At 39.2% G+C, this 20,286-nt stretch carries 17 protein-coding genes; 11 read left to right on the top strand and 6 right to left on the bottom strand.

The annotated features are described in order from the left end of the window. Window positions 1-7 precede the first annotated feature (7 nt). Together AC07VK_RS12745 and AC07VK_RS12740 are read left to right on the top strand one after the other, a co-directional pair. Entirely contained in the window at window positions 8-1,408 is a 1,401-nt protein-coding gene (locus AC07VK_RS12745; protein WP_492960899.1) for an efflux transporter outer membrane subunit, read from the top strand. Window positions 1,409-1,558: 150 nt separating this feature from the next. Beyond that, window positions 1,559-5,176 (top strand): T9SS type B sorting domain-containing protein, encoded by a 3,618-nt coding sequence (locus AC07VK_RS12740; RefSeq protein ID WP_492960897.1) that lies wholly within the window; start codon window positions 1,559-1,561, stop codon window positions 5,174-5,176. Here AC07VK_RS12740 and AC07VK_RS12735 read toward each other — a convergent pair. After that, complete coding sequence (locus tag AC07VK_RS12735; RefSeq protein WP_492960895.1) at window positions 5,173-6,183, bottom strand: PorP/SprF family type IX secretion system membrane protein; 1,011 nt, start codon at window positions 6,181-6,183, stop codon at window positions 5,173-5,175. The two genes, AC07VK_RS12740 and AC07VK_RS12735, sit on opposite strands and share 4 nt — an antisense overlap. A gap of 284 nt (window positions 6,184-6,467) precedes the next feature. Between AC07VK_RS12735 and AC07VK_RS12730 the strand changes: the two genes are divergently transcribed. The 5 genes from AC07VK_RS12730 (at window position 6,468) to AC07VK_RS12710 (ending at window position 11,940) form a co-directional block, all read left to right on the top strand. Beyond that, window positions 6,468-9,359, top strand: coding sequence for a DEAD/DEAH box helicase (locus AC07VK_RS12730; RefSeq protein ID WP_492960891.1), 2,892 nt, complete (start codon window positions 6,468-6,470; stop codon window positions 9,357-9,359). A 122-nt stretch (window positions 9,360-9,481) separates the two neighbouring features. Further along, a complete protein-coding gene (locus tag AC07VK_RS12725) occupies window positions 9,482-9,868 on the top strand; it encodes a GxxExxY protein (RefSeq protein ID WP_492952485.1) in 387 nt (128 codons plus the stop codon). Window positions 9,869-10,060: 192 nt separating this feature from the next. Next, entirely contained in the window at window positions 10,061-10,378 is a 318-nt protein-coding gene (locus AC07VK_RS12720) for a YgaP family membrane protein (RefSeq protein ID WP_029278253.1), read from the top strand. Between the two features lie 64 nt (window positions 10,379-10,442). After that, the gene (locus tag AC07VK_RS12715) at window positions 10,443-11,225 is read left to right on the top strand and encodes a 3-keto-disaccharide hydrolase (protein ID WP_492952484.1); all 783 of its coding nucleotides are present in this window, start codon (window positions 10,443-10,445) and stop codon (window positions 11,223-11,225) included. A gap of 106 nt (window positions 11,226-11,331) precedes the next feature. Next, on the top strand, window positions 11,332-11,940 hold the full coding sequence (locus AC07VK_RS12710) for a TMEM175 family protein (protein ID WP_492952483.1): 609 nt from the start codon (window positions 11,332-11,334) through the stop codon (window positions 11,938-11,940). 210 nt (window positions 11,941-12,150) lie between these two features. Here the strand turns inward: AC07VK_RS12710 and aat are convergent, their stop codons facing one another. After that, on the bottom strand, window positions 12,151-12,786 hold the full coding sequence (gene aat, locus AC07VK_RS12705) for a leucyl/phenylalanyl-tRNA--protein transferase (RefSeq protein WP_492952482.1): 636 nt from the start codon (window positions 12,784-12,786) through the stop codon (window positions 12,151-12,153). A gap of 73 nt (window positions 12,787-12,859) precedes the next feature. On the opposite strand from aat, the gene AC07VK_RS12700 reads away from it, so the two are divergent. Continuing rightward, window positions 12,860-14,302: a DUF1800 domain-containing protein gene (locus AC07VK_RS12700; protein ID WP_492960889.1), complete on the top strand. Its 1,443-nt coding sequence runs from the start codon at window positions 12,860-12,862 to the stop codon at window positions 14,300-14,302. A gap of 104 nt (window positions 14,303-14,406) precedes the next feature. Then, window positions 14,407-15,606, top strand: coding sequence for a DUF1501 domain-containing protein (locus tag AC07VK_RS12695; RefSeq protein ID WP_029278263.1), 1,200 nt, complete (start codon window positions 14,407-14,409; stop codon window positions 15,604-15,606). 376 nt (window positions 15,607-15,982) lie between these two features. Here the strand turns inward: AC07VK_RS12695 and AC07VK_RS12690 are convergent, their stop codons facing one another. Next, entirely contained in the window at window positions 15,983-16,336 is a 354-nt protein-coding gene (locus AC07VK_RS12690; RefSeq protein WP_492952480.1) for a hypothetical protein, read from the bottom strand. A 106-nt stretch (window positions 16,337-16,442) separates the two neighbouring features. Here AC07VK_RS12690 and AC07VK_RS12685 point away from each other — a divergent pair, with 106 nt between their 5' ends. Continuing rightward, the gene (locus AC07VK_RS12685; RefSeq protein ID WP_492952479.1) at window positions 16,443-16,811 is read left to right on the top strand and encodes a YccF domain-containing protein; all 369 of its coding nucleotides are present in this window, start codon (window positions 16,443-16,445) and stop codon (window positions 16,809-16,811) included. Between the two features lie 370 nt (window positions 16,812-17,181). On the opposite strand, the gene AC07VK_RS12680 is transcribed toward AC07VK_RS12685, so the two are convergent. Further along, on the bottom strand, window positions 17,182-18,156 hold the full coding sequence (locus AC07VK_RS12680) for an App1 family protein phosphatidate phosphatase (RefSeq protein WP_492960887.1): 975 nt from the start codon (window positions 18,154-18,156) through the stop codon (window positions 17,182-17,184). A 57-nt stretch (window positions 18,157-18,213) separates the two neighbouring features. Between AC07VK_RS12680 and AC07VK_RS12675 the strand changes: the two genes are divergently transcribed. After that, on the top strand, window positions 18,214-19,086 hold the full coding sequence (locus AC07VK_RS12675) for a diacylglycerol/lipid kinase family protein (protein WP_492960885.1): 873 nt from the start codon (window positions 18,214-18,216) through the stop codon (window positions 19,084-19,086). On the opposite strand, the gene AC07VK_RS12670 is transcribed toward AC07VK_RS12675, so the two are convergent. Both AC07VK_RS12670 and AC07VK_RS12665 read right to left on the bottom strand, forming a co-directional pair. Continuing rightward, entirely contained in the window at window positions 19,075-19,464 is a 390-nt protein-coding gene (locus AC07VK_RS12670) for a hypothetical protein (RefSeq protein ID WP_492960883.1), read from the bottom strand. The two genes, AC07VK_RS12675 and AC07VK_RS12670, sit on opposite strands and share 12 nt — an antisense overlap. Continuing rightward, window positions 19,465-20,118 (bottom strand): TonB family protein, encoded by a 654-nt coding sequence (locus AC07VK_RS12665; RefSeq protein ID WP_492960881.1) that lies wholly within the window; start codon window positions 20,116-20,118, stop codon window positions 19,465-19,467. Between the last annotated feature and the right edge of the window lie 168 nt (window positions 20,119-20,286).

Here is a 20,286-nt window from a genome sequence, read left to right as displayed (position 1 = left end):
TAAAACCATGAAATTTAGATATAAGCATTCCATTTTAATCGGTGTAGCCATCCTCAGCCTAAGCGCCTGCGTAACTAAAAAATACGAGCGCCCACAACTTAAGAGCGAAGGGTTATACCGTGATAACAATACAACAGACACCACTACTATTGCAGATCTGCAATGGAAAACGTTGTTTTCAGATACCACTTTACAATCGCTGATCCAGCAGGGGATAAATGAAAATTTAGACTTGAAACAAGCGATTGAGCGCATTAAAGTTGCAGAAGCCACTTTAATTCAAAGCCGTGGCGCATTATTGCCCAGCTTACAGGCCGATGTAAACGTAACGGATAATAAACAATCGCAGGCCTCCTTAAACTTTCCTCCTGGGATTAACATTAATTTAGAAACCCAAACCTATAAAGCACAATTGAGCACCAGTTGGGAAGCTGACATTTGGGGGAAATTAAGCAGTGCAAAACGTGGTGCTTACGCTACTTTATTACAAAGTGATGCGGCAAAACGTGCTGTTCAAACGCAGTTAATTGCAACCATTGCCAACAATTATTATACTTTGCTGGCGCTTGACAAACAATTGGCCATTACCGAGGAAACCATTAAAGTGAGGACCAAGGATGTAGAAACCATGAAAGCCTTAAAACAAGGCGCCGTAGTTAATGGTGCTGCTGTTGTACAGAGCGAAGCCAATTTATATGCGGCTCAGGTAACCTTGCCTGATTTAAAAAGAAGTATTAAAGAGGCTGAAAATGCACTAAGTGTTTTGGTTGCTAAAGCACCAAACGCGATTAACCGCACTACCTTAGATCAGCAAACCCCTTATGCGAATTTACAAACCGGCGTTTCTGCACAATTGTTAAAAAACCGTCCGGATGTGATCGCTGCTGAATTTGGTTTCAGATCAGCTTTCGAAAACACAAACGTAGCTAAAGCTTATTTTTATCCTGCTTTAACCATTACCGCAACGGGTGGACTATCAAGCTTACAATTACAGGATTTCTTTAGCAAATCTATCTTCTATAATTTGGTAGGCGGTTTAACACAGCCAATTTTTGCGAAAGGTGCAAACAAAGCACGTTTAAAAACAGCCGAAGCGAATCAACAGATTGCTTTTTACAACTTTCAACAAACGCTGTTAACCGGCGGACAGGAAGTATCTAATGCTTTGTACGCTTACCAAACGGCTTCAGAAAAAGAAGAAACCAGGGCAAAACAAATTGCTTCGTTAACCAAAGCAGTAGATTTTACCAAAGAATTATTACGCTACAGTTCGGCAACAAACTATACTGATGTTTTAACTTCAGAACAAAGTTTGTTAGCGGCACAATTAAGTGGCATTAACGATCGATTACAAAAACTACAATCGGTGGTAAACCTATACCGGGCATTAGGCGGTGGCTGGAAATAAACAATAATTAACAAAATTTTTAAGGCATTCTGATTTTCAGGATGCCTTTTTTGTTTAGGCCAATCCACAAATAGCATTACAATTTGATTAATCGCAATAATAAAATGAGCGTATGCTTAGTTAAGCGCTCAATTATTTTTCAGAAAAATAATGTACGTTTGTTTCACTAAAACGCTAGCCACAAAACAGTTTATTTGTATTTTGGCTGCACCAAACAATTTTATGCGCTTCTCAAAACTGCTAGCCCTATTTGTCGGCTTATTTTTCTGCAATAATATTTACGCTCAAACTTACGTAGTAACCAGTAATGCCGATAGCGGCCCTGGCACACTAAGAGAAGGATTAACACAAGCGGCAATAGCCAATAGGATAACTACTTTTACCATTAACTTCAATTTGCCAGGCACGCCTAGCGACAATGCCAACCGAACCATTAGATTACGTTCGGCATTACCTGTGGTTTCTTCTAATGTAGTAATTGATGGTACCTCGCAGGCGGCATGGCCTGCACTTGGTGTTTCTGGAGCTAAGGTAATTTTAGAGCCAGAATATCCTAATTCCACATTTTCGGGGCTGGTAATTGGCCAGTCGTCATCCACGCAGGTCCAAACTACAGGGGTTGAAGTTTATGGTTTGTACATCAGGAATTTTGCCACCATTAACAACTTACAAAATGTAAATATGGCTCAAGGCTCGGGAATTGTAATCGATTATCGTGCAAATAATATTACCATTGGGGCTCCGGGAAAAGGAAATGTTATTGGAGGGAATATTAACGGTATTATTGTACAGAACAGCTATTATTTTACAACCATCACCGCAACTAAAATTAAGATCCAATCGAACTTAATCGGGGTGATATATGATGGAATAACACCAAACACCAATGTTTTTGGTATTTCGGCCAATTTATATGACAGTGCATTAGATGTAGGTGGTGATAATGCTGGCGAAGGAAACGTGATTGCCGCAAACCGGATTAATGTAGATATCACCCGGTCATCGTACTCCACCAACGCAAGGTTTGATGTCAACGTGATCAATAATAAAATCGGGGTTGATTATACAGGCAAAAAAGATTTCCATGAATTACCAATATTTCTTTCTTCTTCCGCTTTAGAAATTGCAGGGTTAAAAGTTAATGCGGTAAATACCGCACTTTATGTGCGCAATAATATTATCGGTGGAAACAGAACTACAGGGGTTTCGATCACCAATTCAGACTTTATTTTAACCGGAAATGCCATTGGTACCGATGCTGCCGGAGCGGTAGTGATGAGCAACGGAATTGGCGTAAAAATAGAAGCAGGTGCAGGAGGAACCATCGGCGGCGCAACACCTGCCGAAGCAAACTTAATTGCCAACAACAATTTCGGGGTCGAAACGGTATCGTCAAAACCCGTAAAAATTACGAGGAACAGTTTCTTTTGCAACAACACCTTTGGTATTGGGAAAACCTTAACTATCCTTCAGCCCTATATTCAGATCCTCAAAAAGCGAAATGATTATGTTTCGGGCAAGGCCACACCCAACTCAGAAGTAGAACTATTTTATTCAGTAAACTGCAAAATAGATGGTATTTGCGAGGGTAAAATCTATATTGCCACGGTACAGGCTGGTAGCGATGGCCGATGGGAATACAATGGTAACTTAACAGGAATGGTTACCGCAACTGCCAGTTTATTAAATGCCACCACCTCTCCTTTCTCCACTGCGGAGTTATTGCCAAACGAAGCCATAGTAGAACCCGTAACCTGTATCGCCAATGGATCGATCACGATACCTGAGGTGCGTGAGGGTTTTACCTTCGACTGGGTAAAAATAGAAACCGATGGGAGCCGTGTACCCAAAGGAAATACACAAAGTATCTCCAATTTAGATGTCGGCACTTACGAAGTAAAGGTTGATGATGGCTGTAAATATTTCAAAACCGTTTTCATTATCAAAGATCAAAAGTTAACCAAACCTACTATTCTACCAGTCTCACCTGCATGTGGACAAACTACTTTTACGTTTACTGCTGAGGTTTTAAGGGGGAAAGGTGTGCTAAAATACGAATGGATAAATACTGCAACAAATGCTGTTGTAAGCAGAACAAACCCGGCAAATTTACCTGAAGGTACTTACTTCGTAAAAGTATCGGATGAGGCAAACTGTTCGTTAGACTCTGATCCGATTACGGTTAGAAGGAAACCAAGAATAATTATTTCAAGTACCACACCGCCGAAACATGCTACCTGTGGCAGCCAGAATGGTGCAATTACCGGTTTAAAAATTACTGATTTTACAGGAACCGTTACTTATAACTGGTATAAACCAGATCCCATTACTGGAGATTTAGGAAATTCAATTTCTACAACATTGGATTTAGTAAATGTTGAAGGAGGAAATTATAAACTCGTGGTAACCGATGAAGGAGAATGTAACCTCCCTCCTGTTTCTGCTTCTTATTTCATCATCACCGACAATACCATTCAGATCAGCGATGCTTCAATCAAAAAAAATGTCACCTGTAATAGCGACAATGGCGCTTTGGATGGAATTACACTAACCGATGCTGATGGTTACGAATGGATTGGACCGGATGGAATTACCATCAAAAAAGGTGTTTATTCTCCTGGAACATCTTTATTGATCGAAAACCTAAAACCTGGTTCTTACAGATTATGGGCCAGTAACAGCAGGTCTGCCTGCCCGAGAGTGCCAAGAGATTTTGTGGTAACAGCCATCGCCTCTCCTGTTTATACCTTTTCGCACCGCGAATCGCCAACCACCTGCGGGTTGATCAATGGAAGTATCGACTTAGATTTTAGCTCTGCGCTTCCATACCGATACGAATGGAAAGATCAGGCAGGCAACATCATTTCGAGCACGAAAACAATTAATTCCATTTCGCTTAAAAATTTACCGGGCGGCACTTATACGATGTACGCTTATGACATTAATAACTGCGCTCCTTTTGTTATAGGCCCATATACAATAGATGTTACGCCCTTGCTAACCATTGTGCCTAAAACCGGAACTCCAGTTAAAGATGGATGTAGTTTACAGAGAGGTTCCGTTACGGGAGTTGAGGTAATTGGTGGTGTACCAGGCTATACTTTTAAATGGATAAACGAAGCTGGCGAAGCTGTTCAATTTACGCAAGATCTAACTAAAATTGGTGCAGGCACCTATCGTTTAGAAGTTTACGATAAAACAGCTTGCGGTTACGCCATCAGTGAGCCTTTCACCATTATTGACGAACCTTTTAAAATTATAGCTCCTATCATCAACGACCTACGCGTTTGTTATGTGTCAGATATTGTTTTGCCTGTAATTTCCCCTGAAGAAGGAACCTACCAACTCTTTGAAAAAATTGATGATACCAAGCCGTTTTTAGAAAATACCAACGGAATATTCAAATTTAAGGTGGCCAAAACAGCTGATTATTTTGTGAGGAGAAAACTGGGTTCTTGTACCAGCGAGTTTACCAAGGTGCACGTAGAGGTAACACACGATAACCTGGAGGTTACCAACACCATGACCCCAAATGGAGATGGTATGAACGATGTGTGGCAAGTGAGGGGTTTACCAGATTTTAAGGGTACCAACATTAAAATCTACACCCGTGGTGGTCAGTTGGTTTACGAATCAATCGGCAATTATACCAAACCATTTGATGGCCGTTTTAGGGATAAAGAATTACCAGCAGGCGTTTATTATTATGTGATCGATTTAAGGGCTGAATGTAAACCGCTAGGTGGCAGTATAACACTTTTACGTTAAAATTGCCTGCTTGGACAAACTACCTGATAGCGGTTATTCAATAAAATACCCAGTACAATTTCGTGGGTACCATTATTTACCGAACGTAAGCCTGAAGTATTTACATCATAAGAATAACTCAGGTTTACCAGCGATGCAATATTAAATCCCGCCAGGAGCGAAAAAGAATCGTTGTTCCTGAAACTGGTTCCAACCCAGAATTTATCCTGATAGGCAAACTTCAAATTGGCATCGAAAGTAGCCGGAGAGTTGGCCCAATATGAAATCAAACCAGAGGGAATCATTGCAATATCCTCATCGAGAAATATTTTATAACCCGCCGTTCCGTAAAAAGTAGCCGCTTGGTAGGGACTCGTTTTAACTTGATTGTTTACAATACTGCTTTTATTTCCAACCAGCTGTTTTGCTGAAACACCGGCAAAAAACCTTGGACTATACAACCAAATACCCGCGCCAATATCTGGTCTAATTTTGTTGTTATAATCGGCAGAGAATAAAGGATCGCCTGATTCATCGGCTATAATTCCACGTACATCAACACTGATCGATTTAAATCCGCCCGATAAACCAACTGATAAATTTACTTCGTTTGTAATACCCAGATGATAGGCATAGGTTAAATTTACATTAGTCTGCCGAACCAAGCCTGCTTTATCCGTCATGGCCACCAGGCCAATTCCATGGTGAGGCTCTGCCGCGGTGTAGCTGTTTACAAAACTTCTGCTCATTGGGTTGTCTCCATTCCCGGCAAATGAATTTACATTGCTCCGAACAAAATCTTCACCAATAGCAGTGCTTAAAGAGAGGTATTGTGTACTGGGCGCACCTTCTAAACCGCTCCATTGTTTGCGTAAACCTATTTTTAAATCTGTATAATTATCTATTCCCGATAATGCAGGATTCAATAGTATATTGTTAAAAATATATTGGGTGCTCCGGGGGATTTCTTGCGCATAGCTACAAAAGAATAAGCAGGCAAGCAGAGAGAGCGTATAAAAAAATTTCATTTAAACCTTAATAGTGATGCGTTAATTGATTGATACTAAAAAACCTATCAATACAAGGGCTAAGATAATAAGTTGTAGCCAATTATAAAGTATTTAATATTTATCTGCCTTTAACTTCAAATAGGTTCTCCATCCAATGTTGGCAATTAACCGCTCATTTAAATTCCGATAAAAAACTGATAATTTTATCTCAAAAACCGCTACTTCTTTTTGATGTAACCTCAAAATATTGTATGTTTAAAGTTTTTTAAGCGCTTAGCTTAGAAAAAATTTTAAACCAATCAATGTTACGTGTCGATAGTTCTAAAGCCTGTAAAGTGGTGTACTCTTTGTGCAAACATGAGTACTTGGGCTATTTAATTGAACCTCACGTTGTTCAGCTCAATCCGCAGGGAGATTTTTCTTTTACTTATCAACGGATTTTTACACATACAGCAGAAGAATTTAATGCCTGCTTAAGTGATATTGATTATAAGCTGATCAAGATTTTAGATGACATTGAGCAAGACTCGCTGATTAAAAAATATTATAAAAAGCTGATCAGGCCAACCGAGTTTTTCACTAAAATTTTCGACAATAAATTTTATGAAAATGTTCGTCCTAAAATCGAAAAGAAACTTGCCGAAGCTTTAGAACTTTTAAAGGTAAAAAACGAGCTTTATGTAATGGACAAAGATGGCTGGCCGGTAGAACGCAAAATCGAACTGGCCAATGAGCCTGCATCTATTCTTTTTCATTTCCGAAGGAATGAAACTGAAACACGCTATTTTCCGACCATCAAATATCAGAATCTGCGTATCGAATTTATGTTTAAAGAAGCACAGATCATCAGCAATAAACCTGCATGGCTATTACTAAATGATGTATTATACTTTTTTGATCAGGATATTGAAGGAAAAAAACTGCAGCCCTTTTTAAATAAACGCTTTATTGCCATACCCAAAACAACCGAAGCCACTTATTTTGAAAAGTTTGTAGCTCCTTTAATAGAAAAGCACCATGTGTACGCCGAAGGTTTCGAGATCAGAACCGAACAATTTGAGGCAACACCGGTAATTAAAGTTTTATATGTAGATGGTGGTCTTTCTCAAATTCAGCTATATTTTAAATACGGCGAGTATACTTTCCCTGTAGAAAACGCACACAAAGTAACTGTACGTTTAGAAAAAACTGCCGATAACTATATTTTCCACCGCATCAAACGTTCGGCAGAATGGGAGAAAAAGCAGTTTAATTTGCTCTTATCGTTAGGATTAAAAAAAACGAGCTCTTTATTCAGCAACCTGGAAGTAGCTTCTGCCGACGAAAATCCAAGTTACGGGGCTATAAATTGGGTAAACGAGCATATCGAAATTTTGCAGGCATCGGGTTTTGAAATTGAACAGGCCACAGGGCAGAAAAAATTTGTTTTCGGCGCCAGCAAAATAGATCTTGAAGTTAAAGAAGGAAACGATTGGTTCGATATCCATGCCGTGGTATGGTTCGGAAAATATCAGATTCCTTTTCTTTCACTAAAGCAACATATTCTACATAAAAAGCGTGAATTTTTATTGCCCGATGGTGAAGTAGCCATTATTCCAGATAAATGGTTTACGCAATACGGTAGTCTGTTCAGTTTGGCCGAGGCCGGAAAAACGCTAAAATTAAAGAAACACCATATTGGCCTCATCAATGATTTGGCTGAAGATAGCCTGGCTAATGTTACGCTTGAACGCAAGTTGCAGCGATTATCAGACTTTGAGGATATTGCCGATACGCAGATGCCTGTTCATTTTAAAGGCAGTTTGCGCGATTACCAGAAAGCCGGTTATAACTGGTTCAGTTTTTTACGCGAATACAATTTCGGTGGATGTTTGGCCGATGATATGGGTTTGGGTAAAACCATCCAAACATTGGCCATGCTGCAAAAGGTGAAGGAAGATGACCAATTGCTTGAAACGCAGACGACCTCGCTCATCATCATGCCTACCTCTTTAATTTACAACTGGTTAACAGAGGCTAAAAAGTTTACACCAAAGCTTAAAATACTGGCTCATACAGGCACCAACCGAAATAAAGATGTGGCCAATTTTGCCAATTACGATATTATCATTACCACTTACGGGGTAACCAGAGTAGATGTAGATGAATTGAAAAACTTTTATTTCAACTACATTATTCTCGATGAAAGTCAGAACATTAAAAACCCGGCATCCAAATCGTTCAAAGCCGTTAGAAGCTTAAAATCTAAACATAAACTGATTCTGAGCGGTACACCTGTAGAAAACTCAGTAAGCGATTTATGGTCGCAGTTAACTTTTTTAAACCCTGGTTTATTGGGTACACAGGCATTCTTCTACGAAGAATATGTGCAAGCGATAGAAAAGAAAAAGGACGAAGAAAAAGCGCGCAAACTGCAATCGATCATCAAACCATTTGTGCTGCGTAGAACGAAAGAACAAGTAGCAGCAGAATTACCGCCTAAAACCGAACAGGTAATTTATTGCGATATGAGCGAAGATCAGGCTGCTTATTACGAAAAAACAAAATCGGCATACCGCAATGATTTATTGCAGAGCATGGACGATGGAACCTTCGCACAGAAACAGGTACAGCTTTTACAAGGGTTAACCGCCCTACGTCAACTGGCCAACCACCCTGTGATGATTGATGGTGCCTATGTTTCAGATTCCGGAAAGTTCGAAAACGTAATCCACACACTAGATAATGTCCTTAAAGGCGGACATAAGGTTTTGGTTTTTTCTCAGTTTGTAAAACACCTGGATATCTTCAAAAAACATTTCGAAGCGGAGCATATTCCGTTTGCTTATTTAGATGGTGCAACCCGTAACCGTGGCGAAATTGTTTCAGAATTTCAGCAGAATAGCGAACTGAAGGTCTTCTTAATCTCTATAAAAGCAGGCGGCGTAGGTTTAAACTTAACCCAGGCCGATTATGTTTTTATCCTCGATCCATGGTGGAACCCGGCAGTAGAACAACAAGCCATCGACAGAACGCACCGTATTGGTCAGGATAAAAAGGTTTTCATTTACAAATTTATTGCAAAAGATACCGTTGAAGAGAAAATATTGGCCTTACAGAACCGTAAAAAATCGCTCGCGAACTCTTTAATTACAACCGAGGAAAGTTTCTTTAAATCGTTAAGCAAAGAAGATATACGCGATATATTGAATTAGTTGCCAGAAATTTGCCACGGAGGCACGGAAATCACGGAATTAGGATTTGCATTCTTTATAGATTTAGTATATTTGGCTACATCCCAACTTAATAAGTTTAAACCTTTATTAAGTCTCTTGGAATGGAAATTCGTCAATCAAACTTCCCGTTAAAAAATGAAACTGATCTAATCATTAATGCAGCTATTGAGATCCATAGCCATTTAGGGTGTGGGTTCTTAGAAATTGTTTACAAAGATGCCTTTTGCATAGAACTAAAAAACAGGGATTATTTTTACGAAAGAGAAAAGTTATACCAAATTTATTATAAAGGTATTCTCCTACCCCATAGCTTTTATGCCGACTTTATTATATTCGATGCGGTAATATTAGAAATTAAATCAAAAAGCGCTATTGCAAGCGCCGATATAGCGCAAACTCTAAACTATTTAAGATGTTCAGGTTGCAAAGTTGGGCTCATTTTAAATTTCGGCAAATCAACTCTCGAAATTAGGCGTGTGGTTTTATAATTCAATATCGATTTCCTACAAATTAAGTTGAGCTATAGCAAATAGATAAATGTTTTCCGTGTTAATCTGTGTCTCCGTGGCAAAACAATAGACACGTAAATCCAAATTTTTACGGCACTAATATATTTAAAATTCTTTTCAAAACTCATTTCCTTCTTACTTGTTATACAGTAGAACATAAATTTAACCATCATGACAAATCAAGATTTTAATACCGCTGTAAACAATGTTAAGGAAGCCTGGAAGTATCCAGAATTGTTCGAAAACGTTTCAAAATCTGAGCGTTGGTTATCTGGCGCTGCAGGAACATATTTACTCTTTAAAGGCATCACCAGCATTTTTTCACATCCTGTAATTGGGCTTACGGGTGCAGCAATTGGTGCGGGATTACTGTACCGCGGCATCACGGGTTATTGCCCAATGCGCGATTTGGCCGAACAGCGTAAAGAAGATATTGCCCCTGATGAAGTGATTATAAGTGAAACCTATGTTGTTGACGATTTGGGGTAAAATTTTAAATACGAAATTTCCTTTTCTTAATAAACTGGTTAACTTTAAAAGTTAAACCACAATCATGAACAAGTACACACTATTATTTATTCCTGCACTTTTTGCAGGGCAAGCTATGGCACAAGACAAGAAACCGGATCCTGCCAAAGACCCAAAAACAACCGAGGTTTGGGAACCCGTTCCTAAAATTGTTACACCAGGCAAATTGCCTCAGGATGCACCATCTGATGCTACCATTCTTTTTAACGGCAGAAATTTAGATGCATGGCATTCTGTTAAAGATCCATCTAAACCAGCTGCATGGACAATCGACGATGGTTTTTTCACGGTAAAAAAAGGTACTGGTAATATCGAAACCAATAAAAAGTTTACCGATTATCAATTGCACATGGAATGGAAAATCCCTGAAAACATAACTGGCGAAGGTCAGGCACGTGGAAATAGCGGGGTATTTTTGGCATCAACAGGTGGCGGTGATGACGGTTACGAAATCCAGATTATGGATGCATACAACAACAAAACCTATGTGAACGGACAAACGGGCAGTGTTTACAAACAAGCGATTCCACTAGCTAATGCCAACAAGAAACCAGGCGAATGGCAATACTATGATATCATCTGGAACGCGCCACGTTTTAATGAAGATGGAACCGTACAAAAACCAGCTAGTGTTACCGTATTTTTAAACGGCGTGCTTTTACAGAACGGATTTGTATTAAAAGGAGAAACCAGATACATTGGTGCACCTGAATATAAAAAACATGGTCCTTCTTCAATCAAATTACAAGATCACGGCGATCCAAGTCCTGCAATCAGTTACAGAAACATCTGGGTAAGAGAATTATAATTTCAACAAAACAACAAGAAGAAACCTGCAGGCCAAAAGCTTGCGGGTTTTGTTTTATAAGATAATTTGACTGATAATTGTACCTAATTTAACGTCGATTTTTTTTATGAACAAAGGCAGATTAGAAGCATTTAGTGATGGGGTAATTGCAATTATCATTACCATTATGGTTTTGGAGATCAAGGTTCCCGAGCATGGCGAAACTTTAGCAAGCTTAAAACCGCTTATTCCAAAATTCATCAGCTATGTTTTAAGTTTTATCTACGTAGGTATTTACTGGAACAATCACCACCATTTACTGCATGCGGTTAAAAAAGTAAACGGATCAATGCTTTGGGCAAATCTTAATTTTTTATTCTGGCTCTCGTTATTCCCGGTAGCAGCCGGATGGATGGGCGAACATCATTTTGCCTTATGGCCGGTTATAATTTATGGTGCTGTACTCCTGCTTGCCGCTATTTCCTACACCCTGTTGGTAATCGTCATCAAAAGAACAGAAGGTCAGCATTCACTTGTGGTACATGCCATTGGGAATGATGCAAAAGGGAAATTCTCATTACTTTTTTATATCGGAGGCATTGCACTAAGCTTTATAAACCCATGGATTGGCGTTGCACTCTACTTCTCTGTAGCCTGCATCTGGTTTATTCCAGATAAACGGATAGAAAATGCAATGCGCGAACAAGGTCTAATTGACGGGAATAGCGGACAATAACATTAATGCTGACTTAGATTTACAAAAGCCACAAAAAAATTAACCTCTTAGGCATAAATCCTTCAACAATAATTGTAATGCCAGCCCTGGCCACCTAGCCCCGATTGCAGTGAACATCCCGATCCTTTCGTCGGGATAAAACGTAAAGCGGGAAGAAACCTAAATAGCTGTACTCAAATGCGCTCCAAATAAACCTCAAACGCAAGGATATCAGTAAGGAGCCTGAAGCAGTTCCATATACAATTCCCGTTCTATCATTTCAGCGCCTAAACGCATTAAATGATCGTTCGGCAACTGACAGTCAATTAAATCGATATTCATTTTACTTAAAAAAATCAATGCTGCTTTTGAGGCATTGCTTACATGGCTAAACATGCTTTCGCCACAAAAAACACGGTTTACTTTTAGACCATATAAGCCTCCCACCAGCTGCTCAGCCTGCCAAACCTCTACACTGTGCGCATAGCCCTGCTGATGAAGACTAATGTAAGCATCTTGCATTTCGTTGGTAATCCAGGTACCATCCTGTCCCTTCCTTTTGGTAGTTGCGCAATTGCGGATCACTTCGGCAAAAGCCTGATTAAAGGTGATCTTGAAAACTTCCTGATTTAAAATTTTCTGCATGCTTTTACTGATCTTGATTCTATCGGGATAAATCACACAGCGTTTGTGTGGCGAATACCAAAGAATTGGTTCGCCTTCACTAAACCATGGAAATATACCATTCGAATAGGCGATTAGCAATCGCTCCGTACTTAAATCACCGCCAATGGCCAGTAAGCCATCCTCTTCTGCCAAAGCCGGATCTGGGAAGCCTGGGTTATCGTCTAGTAACTGAAAAAACATAAACAAAAATAAGAAAGAAAACAAAGATTAAACCCTGGCGTTTTAAATATGTCATACTGTAAAACAGTCTATTATGAGTGCAAAAGATAATTTCTTAAAAGTAAAACATCTTTACAACCGGGCGGGCTTCGGGCTTTCTTATGCCGACTTACAAAAATTGAGCAAAAAAAATCTTGATAAAGTGGTGGACAACTTGCTTAAAGATTCCCAAAAAGATGATCCAATCAATTTAGTGAACGATTACGAATCGAAACGACAGCTTTTGGTACAGGCAGGTTTATACTCGAAAAAAGACCTGACCGATGAAGAAAAGAAAATGCGCCAGCAGATTGTACGCGAACAGAACGAGGTGAGCCGCGATCTGAATATTGCCTTCATTACCAAAATGATCAATACCAGTGCCCCACTGAGGGAAAAGATGACCCTTTTTTGGCATGGCCATTTTGCCTGCCGCAGCAACAACCCATTTTTTGCACAACAATTAAATAATATCCAAAGAACAAATGCCCTTGGCAGCTTTAAAACTTTATTGGTTGAGGTCTCCAAGTCGCCTGCAATGCTGCAATACCTGAATAACCAGCAGAACAGAAAAGGTAAACCAAATGAGAACTTCGCACGTGAACTTATGGAACTTTTCACTTTGGGAAGAGGAAATTATACCGAGCAGGACATTAAAGAATCTGCCCGCGCTTTTACCGGCTGGATGTACGATAAAGATGGCTCGTTCATTTTCAGGCAAAACCTGCACGATCCTGGAACAAAAACTTTTTTCGGTAAAATCGGGAATTTCGAGGGCGAAAACATCATCGATATTATTCTCGAAAAACCAGAAACAGCACAGTTTATCGCCCGGAAAGTATATAAATTTTTCGTGAACGATAATCCAAATGAGGCTCATGTTAAAGAACTTGCCACCCATTTTTACAATTCAAAATACGACATTGCCTCGATGATGAAAAAAATGTTTACATCAGATTGGTTTTATAGTCCAGAGAATGTAGGCACAAAAATTAAATCGCCCGCTGAATTTTTGGTGGGCTTAAGTCGCGAGTTTTATGTTACCTATAACAAACCACAGGTTTTAATACAGCTACAAAGCAGTTTGGGGCAATATTTATTTAACCCACCTAATGTAGCGGGCTGGCCTGGCGGACAAAGCTGGATTGATAGTTCATCATTAATGTTAAGGATGCGCATTCCTTCACTTGTTTTAAATGACGGGGAAATCGATTTCAGTGGCAAAGCCGATCCTGAAGATGAAGCCGTAATTGCCTTAAGCAGAACAGCTACCACCAATGCAAATGCCAACATGAAACCAAAATCGTATGTAAACGCAAATGCAGACTGGCCTAAATTTTTAGATACTTTACCAAAAGGATTAACGCCATTGGAACTTACCGAGTTTTTATTACAACCGAAATTAAATACCAAAATAACAACAATGGTAAGCGATAATAAAGGATTGCGGAGTACGGCAGTAGAAATTACCAGCATGCCCGAGTATCAGTTGTGCTAGAGAACAGTTAATAGTCAATGGTTGATGGTCAATAGCCGATTAGCTAAGCGCCCAAGCCATAAACCATTGACCATAAAACCATTGACCCATCAAAGACTAACAAGATGAACAGAAGAAATTTTTTAAGAAATACAGGATTCGTTGCAGCAGGTTCGCTATTTGTTCCAGCTTTTATGAAACCGCTTGAGGCCATGGCGCTTGATGAGCTAAGCCTATACAAAAACCTGGTTGTGGTACAGCTTTCTGGTGGAAATGACGGCTTAAACACGGTTATTCCCTTCGGAAATGATATTTATTACCAAAAAAGAAAAAGTATTGCCATTAAACCTGAAGAGGTAATTAAACTGAACGACATGCAAGGGCTAAACCCGAACATGGCCGCCTTGCAAGAAATTTATGACCAAGGCTGGATGACTATCATTAACGATGTTGGATACCCTAACCCCGACCGCTCGCATTTCCGTTCGATGGATATCTGGCAAACGGGTAGCGATAGCAATCAATTCTTATCAACCGGATGGATTGGCCGTTATTTAGATAGCAATTGCCAAACCTGCAAATTCCCTTACACGGCAATAGAAGTAGACGACTCACTTTCTCTGGCCATGAAAGGGCAAACCAAAAAAGGAATTGCATTAAAAGATCCTGCGGCTCTGTTCCGCAATACAAATGATCCCTTTTTTAAGGCCATGTTGCAGAATGATAAGGAACATTTAGACGAAGATAATTTAGGTTATTTGTATAAAACGATGATCGAAACTTCATCCTCTGCCAGTTATATACAGAATACCTCCAAAATTTACCAGTCGAAATCTACTTACCCAACTTCGGGTTTTGCAAACCAATTGAAAACGGTTTCTAAATTTATTTCTTCGGGATTAAAAACCAGGGTTTATTATGTATCGTTAAGTGGTTTTGATACCCACGTAAATCAAATTGGTCAACAGGGCAATCTGCTTAAACAATATAGTGAAGGTATGGCTGCTTTTTTGAAAGATCTAAAATCGAACAATAAACTGGAGGATACCCTGGTGATTACCTTCTCTGAATTTGGCCGCAGGGTAGAACAAAATGCCAGTAACGGCACCGACCACGGAACAGCAAATAATATGTTTGTTTTTGGTGGAAAATTGAAGAAACAAGGAATTTTTAACGCTGCACCTAATTTAAGTGACTTAGATACAGGTGATTTAAAATATCAATTGGATTTCAGACAGGTTTATGGTACCATTTTAGATAAATGGCTGGATGTAAATAATGCTGATATTTTAAATAAAAAGTTTAATACACTGGATTTTATATAAGTTGAGCGCTTAAAAGAAGCTAGCTTATAAGAATCTGTAACGTTGAGCTTAGCCTGCACTGAGCAAAGTCGAAGTGAAACGCCTTGCTATAAATTTAGTAAGTCCTTCGACAGCTACTATTGACAGACTCCATAGAAGATCGTCATTTCGACCGAAGCAATGCGGAGTGGAGAAATCTTAAACTATGTTACCGAAAAGTTTAAAGATTTCTCCATTACGCTACCGATGGAAAATCGGTAAGCTTCAGTCGAAATGACGATATTATTTCTCTTAAATTCACCTGTCACTAATATTGATTTTAGACAATAAATTACCCCTCATTATAACAAATTCATATTAATATATAGCCTCTTCTTATTTATCATGAAAATAATTCTTATTTCCGCTTTAACACATATACTGGTCGGTTTGACGATGGGTCTATCTGTTCTGTGTAAACACTAAACAACTCGTAGCCATAGGCTTTCATTTTGTTCACCGCATCAATTGCTGAATTAAATTCGATTTTTTTATCCTTATCATCTCTGATGTACAGTTCGCTATAATCGCCTACCTTTTGGCCATGCTCCAGCGCAATCCATTGTTTATCGGCCAAAAAACTTTTTACTGCACGGATCTGGATATAATCCACATGGATATCGGTCAATTTCACGCCATTTACATTTTGGGCTTTGGCACGCGACAGCCCAAAGCACGCGACAAGTGCCGCTGCAAGAATTAATTTTTTCATGTTGTGTTTCTTTTGTGTGTAATTCTAAATTACAAAGAATACATGAGTATGTATTAAATGAATTGTAACAAAACATCCATTATTAAATCTTAAACTAAAAAACTTAATGAACTTTTTAGGCAATATTATCTGGATTATTTTTGGCGGTATCTTTATTTTTTTCGAATATATTATTGGAGGCATAATCCTATGTTTAACCATCGTGGGGATTCCTTTTGGTATCCAATGTTTTAAATTTGCCATTGTTGGCCTTGCTCCTTTTGGCGTTAAAATAACCGATACCTCATCAAACACAGGTTGCCTTTCTACCATTATGAACCTGATCTGGATTTTATGCGGCGGTTTCTGGATTGCTTTAACCCATTTGTTTTTTGGTATCCTGCTTTGCATTACTATTGTAGGTATCCCATTTGGGCGCCAGCATTTTAAGTTGATGAATTTAGCTTTTACACCCTTCGGAAAATCGATTTCCTGATTCAAACCTGAACTTCAAGATAGTTTCTTCCACCTATTCGTCAGCAATGACGATAGCTTTTTTTGAAAAGCAGGCTTCGGTGTTTATCGGATCCGAAAGCCCCGCCATCCGCTTTATCTCTCTGCGTTCGGTGCCCGCTCCTGTCGGGTTTATTGAACTGTGGCCTGTTCCCAATAGCAAAAACACTATACCTAGCCCCGATTAAATAGAAGACCCCGATATCGGGACAGGAAGGACATTAATATATTGCAGCGTCATTTCCAACTTGATTGGAAATCGTAATGCCTTGGTAGGATTTTAAGTTGCCTTAAGATTAGCTTCGCTGAGCACTGCATGGTTCCCGCCTGCGCGGGAATGACGCCCTTTGAAACTATTGTATCAATCCTATTGATTTAGAATGTTCAATTGCTTCCCCGCTATTAATAAACAAACACGCCCTCACCCCTTTATCTTCAATTTTTTTAAGCAATTCCCTCGTTTCTACTTCTTTTTCAGGACGAACATTACGGATGTAGACTGCTTCGATGTTTTTTGGATATTTCTCCACTATTGTTGAATAAATTTTTGGATCCTGCTGCGAGTTGTCGCCAAAAAACACAAACTTCTGTTTGGGGAAGGCATCTAAAATCCGCATTACCCTTAATAATTTACCCTCATGCCCTGTTTTACCTGTTCTAACTAAATCTTTCCACCGTTTTAAGGTATTTAAAAGGAAAGCACCGTCAGGCAACTTGTTAAACCTAAAAGTCTCGACCAAATAATCGTAAAGGTTCCATTCACTGCTGCTTACATAAAAAAAAGGATTGGGCTGATCTGATTCAGTATGCGACATGGCCAATTGCTGATAATGACTGGCTGCATCAGGAAAGGTTTTACGCGTATGCGGATTCTTGATAAACAACTCTCTCAGCCGCCGCCCAATAGTTGCCGAATGAGAAATCATCACGGTATCATCTACATCCGAAATAAAGGCATATTGCGTAATGTGCGGTACATATACCTTACCCTCACCCGAACTTAAAACTTTCCCGTTTTTATCAACAGCTTCTACTTTAACAAAATGCCAGCCCGCAGGTACATCATGCTCGGCTTTCCATTCGAACTTAAAAAAGCCATCTCCTTCTGTTTTATTGTAAATTGTTTGATCAAAAAACTGTAAACGCACCTCAACAAAAGCATAAGGTTTTAGGATGAAGAGCTTTAAAAGATGTGCGATATTAACAAACAAATTATTGCTGTAAACCTGCCGTGTTTTTGCCTTGCGTTTAAAAACATGGCCATAAACAACCAAATTGTGTGCGTGGCCATAGCCATGATATACCTTAACACTAACAGATTTATTCATCTGTATTAAAACAGAGTTTATTAAAAGTTGTTTGTGATGTAAACCATAAGGTAACACATGAAATTATTATTCATCATCAATCCAGGCTCGGGCAGCCACGACATTAATTTAAAGGAAGTAATTTCTACCCATTTCGATGTAAAAAAAACAGAGATCGATTTATTCGAATTACCGGAAGACTGCTCTTTAGAGCAGATAAAAGAAAGGATTAAAGCTGCGAAAGCAGATCGTGTGGTGGCCGTTGGTGGCGATGGCACCTTAAAACTGGTTGCCGAATGTCTGTTACATACCGAAACGCCGATTGGCATAATCCCTGCCGGTTCTGCAAATGGAATGGCGAAAGAATTAGGTATACCAACTGATATTGAACTGGCTTTAGCTATTCTGGATGAAGGCCGTTTGCAAAAAATCCATGTAGTTAAACTTAATGATGAAATCTGCATCCATTTATCCGATTTAGGTTTTAATGCTTATCTGGTAAAGAAATTTGATACCCTGCCCCAGCGCGGCATGTGGGGTTATGCAAAGGCTACCTGGCATGCCTTATGGAATCATAGCAGAATGGACGTGCAATTGAAACTTAAAAGTGAAACAATCACTTCTAAAGCGGCAATGGTGGCTATTGCGAACGCAACCATGTACGGTTCTGGGCTGAAGATAAATCCAGATGGAAAATTAGATGACGATCTTTTCGAAGTGGTTTTGGTAAAAGATTACTCTTATCTCGAGATCTTAAAGATATGGATCACCAAATTACCTTTCAACCCTAAAAAAATAGAAGTATTTCAAACTGCTGAGGTTAAGATTTCTTCGAAACTTAAAGCTCACTTCCAAGTTGATGGAGAATACATTGGCAAGGTGAATACCGTTGAAGCAAAAATTCTGCCTGCTGCCATAACGGTAGTTTTACCTGAGGTATCAGAAGAATGAGCGGTGAATTTTAATCGTAAAATATAACCTGAAGAATTCGGCAATAAAACAGATGCGGAATAAAATATCAAACCACCGCTCGCCGAGGTTTAACACTTCTGGTAAAAAAGTAATAAAACCGATAGAAAATATCCAGACCACCAAGCGAAATGGAAACTGAATATAATAGGTGATAAAACCGAATTTCTTAAACAAGATTAAACCTGCTGCCGATACAAAAAGCGACACGAATAAAGGCAACAATAAAACAACCTTTGCCTGCGAAAGTATCTGATCGGGGATTTCGTTGAGGTGTGTTAAAATTTGCCAAAACTGTTTAGCAAGCAATACGATACTGATGATATCCAATAAGGCAAAAAATCTGATGGTGTTCTTCATTTACTTACAATACTTTGCTAAATAATCATCAGCCATTTTACTCCCCATATATTTAACAAATAAAAAATCCTCACAGGCACCTTGTTTATCGCCCTGTTTTATTTTCTTTAGGGCCATTTTTATCCTGTCATCCAAATATTCATCATCAATGCCCAACTGGTTTTTAATGGCAATAATCTGAACCTCTTGTCCGGGTTTTGCCTGGTCGATGTTTTTATAGAAATTGATTACCGAGTTGGTTAAACCTTCTTCTGCCAAATAAGTACGGATAGCTTCCTGAATAGCCTCATTTGATTTTCCTTCGCAATTATAGCCCGAAAGCACGAAATTAACCGGCGCAACAATCGAAACCGTTGTATCGTAACCTGCCGGAACTTGCCATTTACCGCTGCTTAAACGCACCAGACGCAGGGCTTCTTCATCGAGATCAGATAATATTCCTTTACTCACTTTAGAAAAATAAACTTTCCCTTGTGCATTAAGCTTAAAACTCACATTTACCGTTCCTTGAATACAATTATCTTTAGAGAATTGCGGATAAATGGTATTCTCTCTCAGGAAGTTTACAAAACCGCTTTTACCCGATTTAAACTGAACCTGACCCATGGCCAATGAACAGCAGAAAAGTAAAGAGAGGGTGAGCAGGTTTTTCATGATACTAATTTACGGTTTATTCAGGTTTAACCGCAAAGAACGCAAAGTTTTTCGCAAAGAACAGAGGAGTTGTTTTGCCACGGAAGCACAGAAACACGGAAAAATTGATCATCACCCAAACTGGAGCGTAAGTTGTACCCCTTTTACATTGATGGGGAAGTAGAGAAA

Source organism: Pedobacter sp. GW821-FHT01D05, assembly GCF_059422505.1.
The sequence above is the reverse complement of the archived record's forward strand: the minus strand, read 5'-3'. Positions and strand labels throughout refer to the sequence as shown.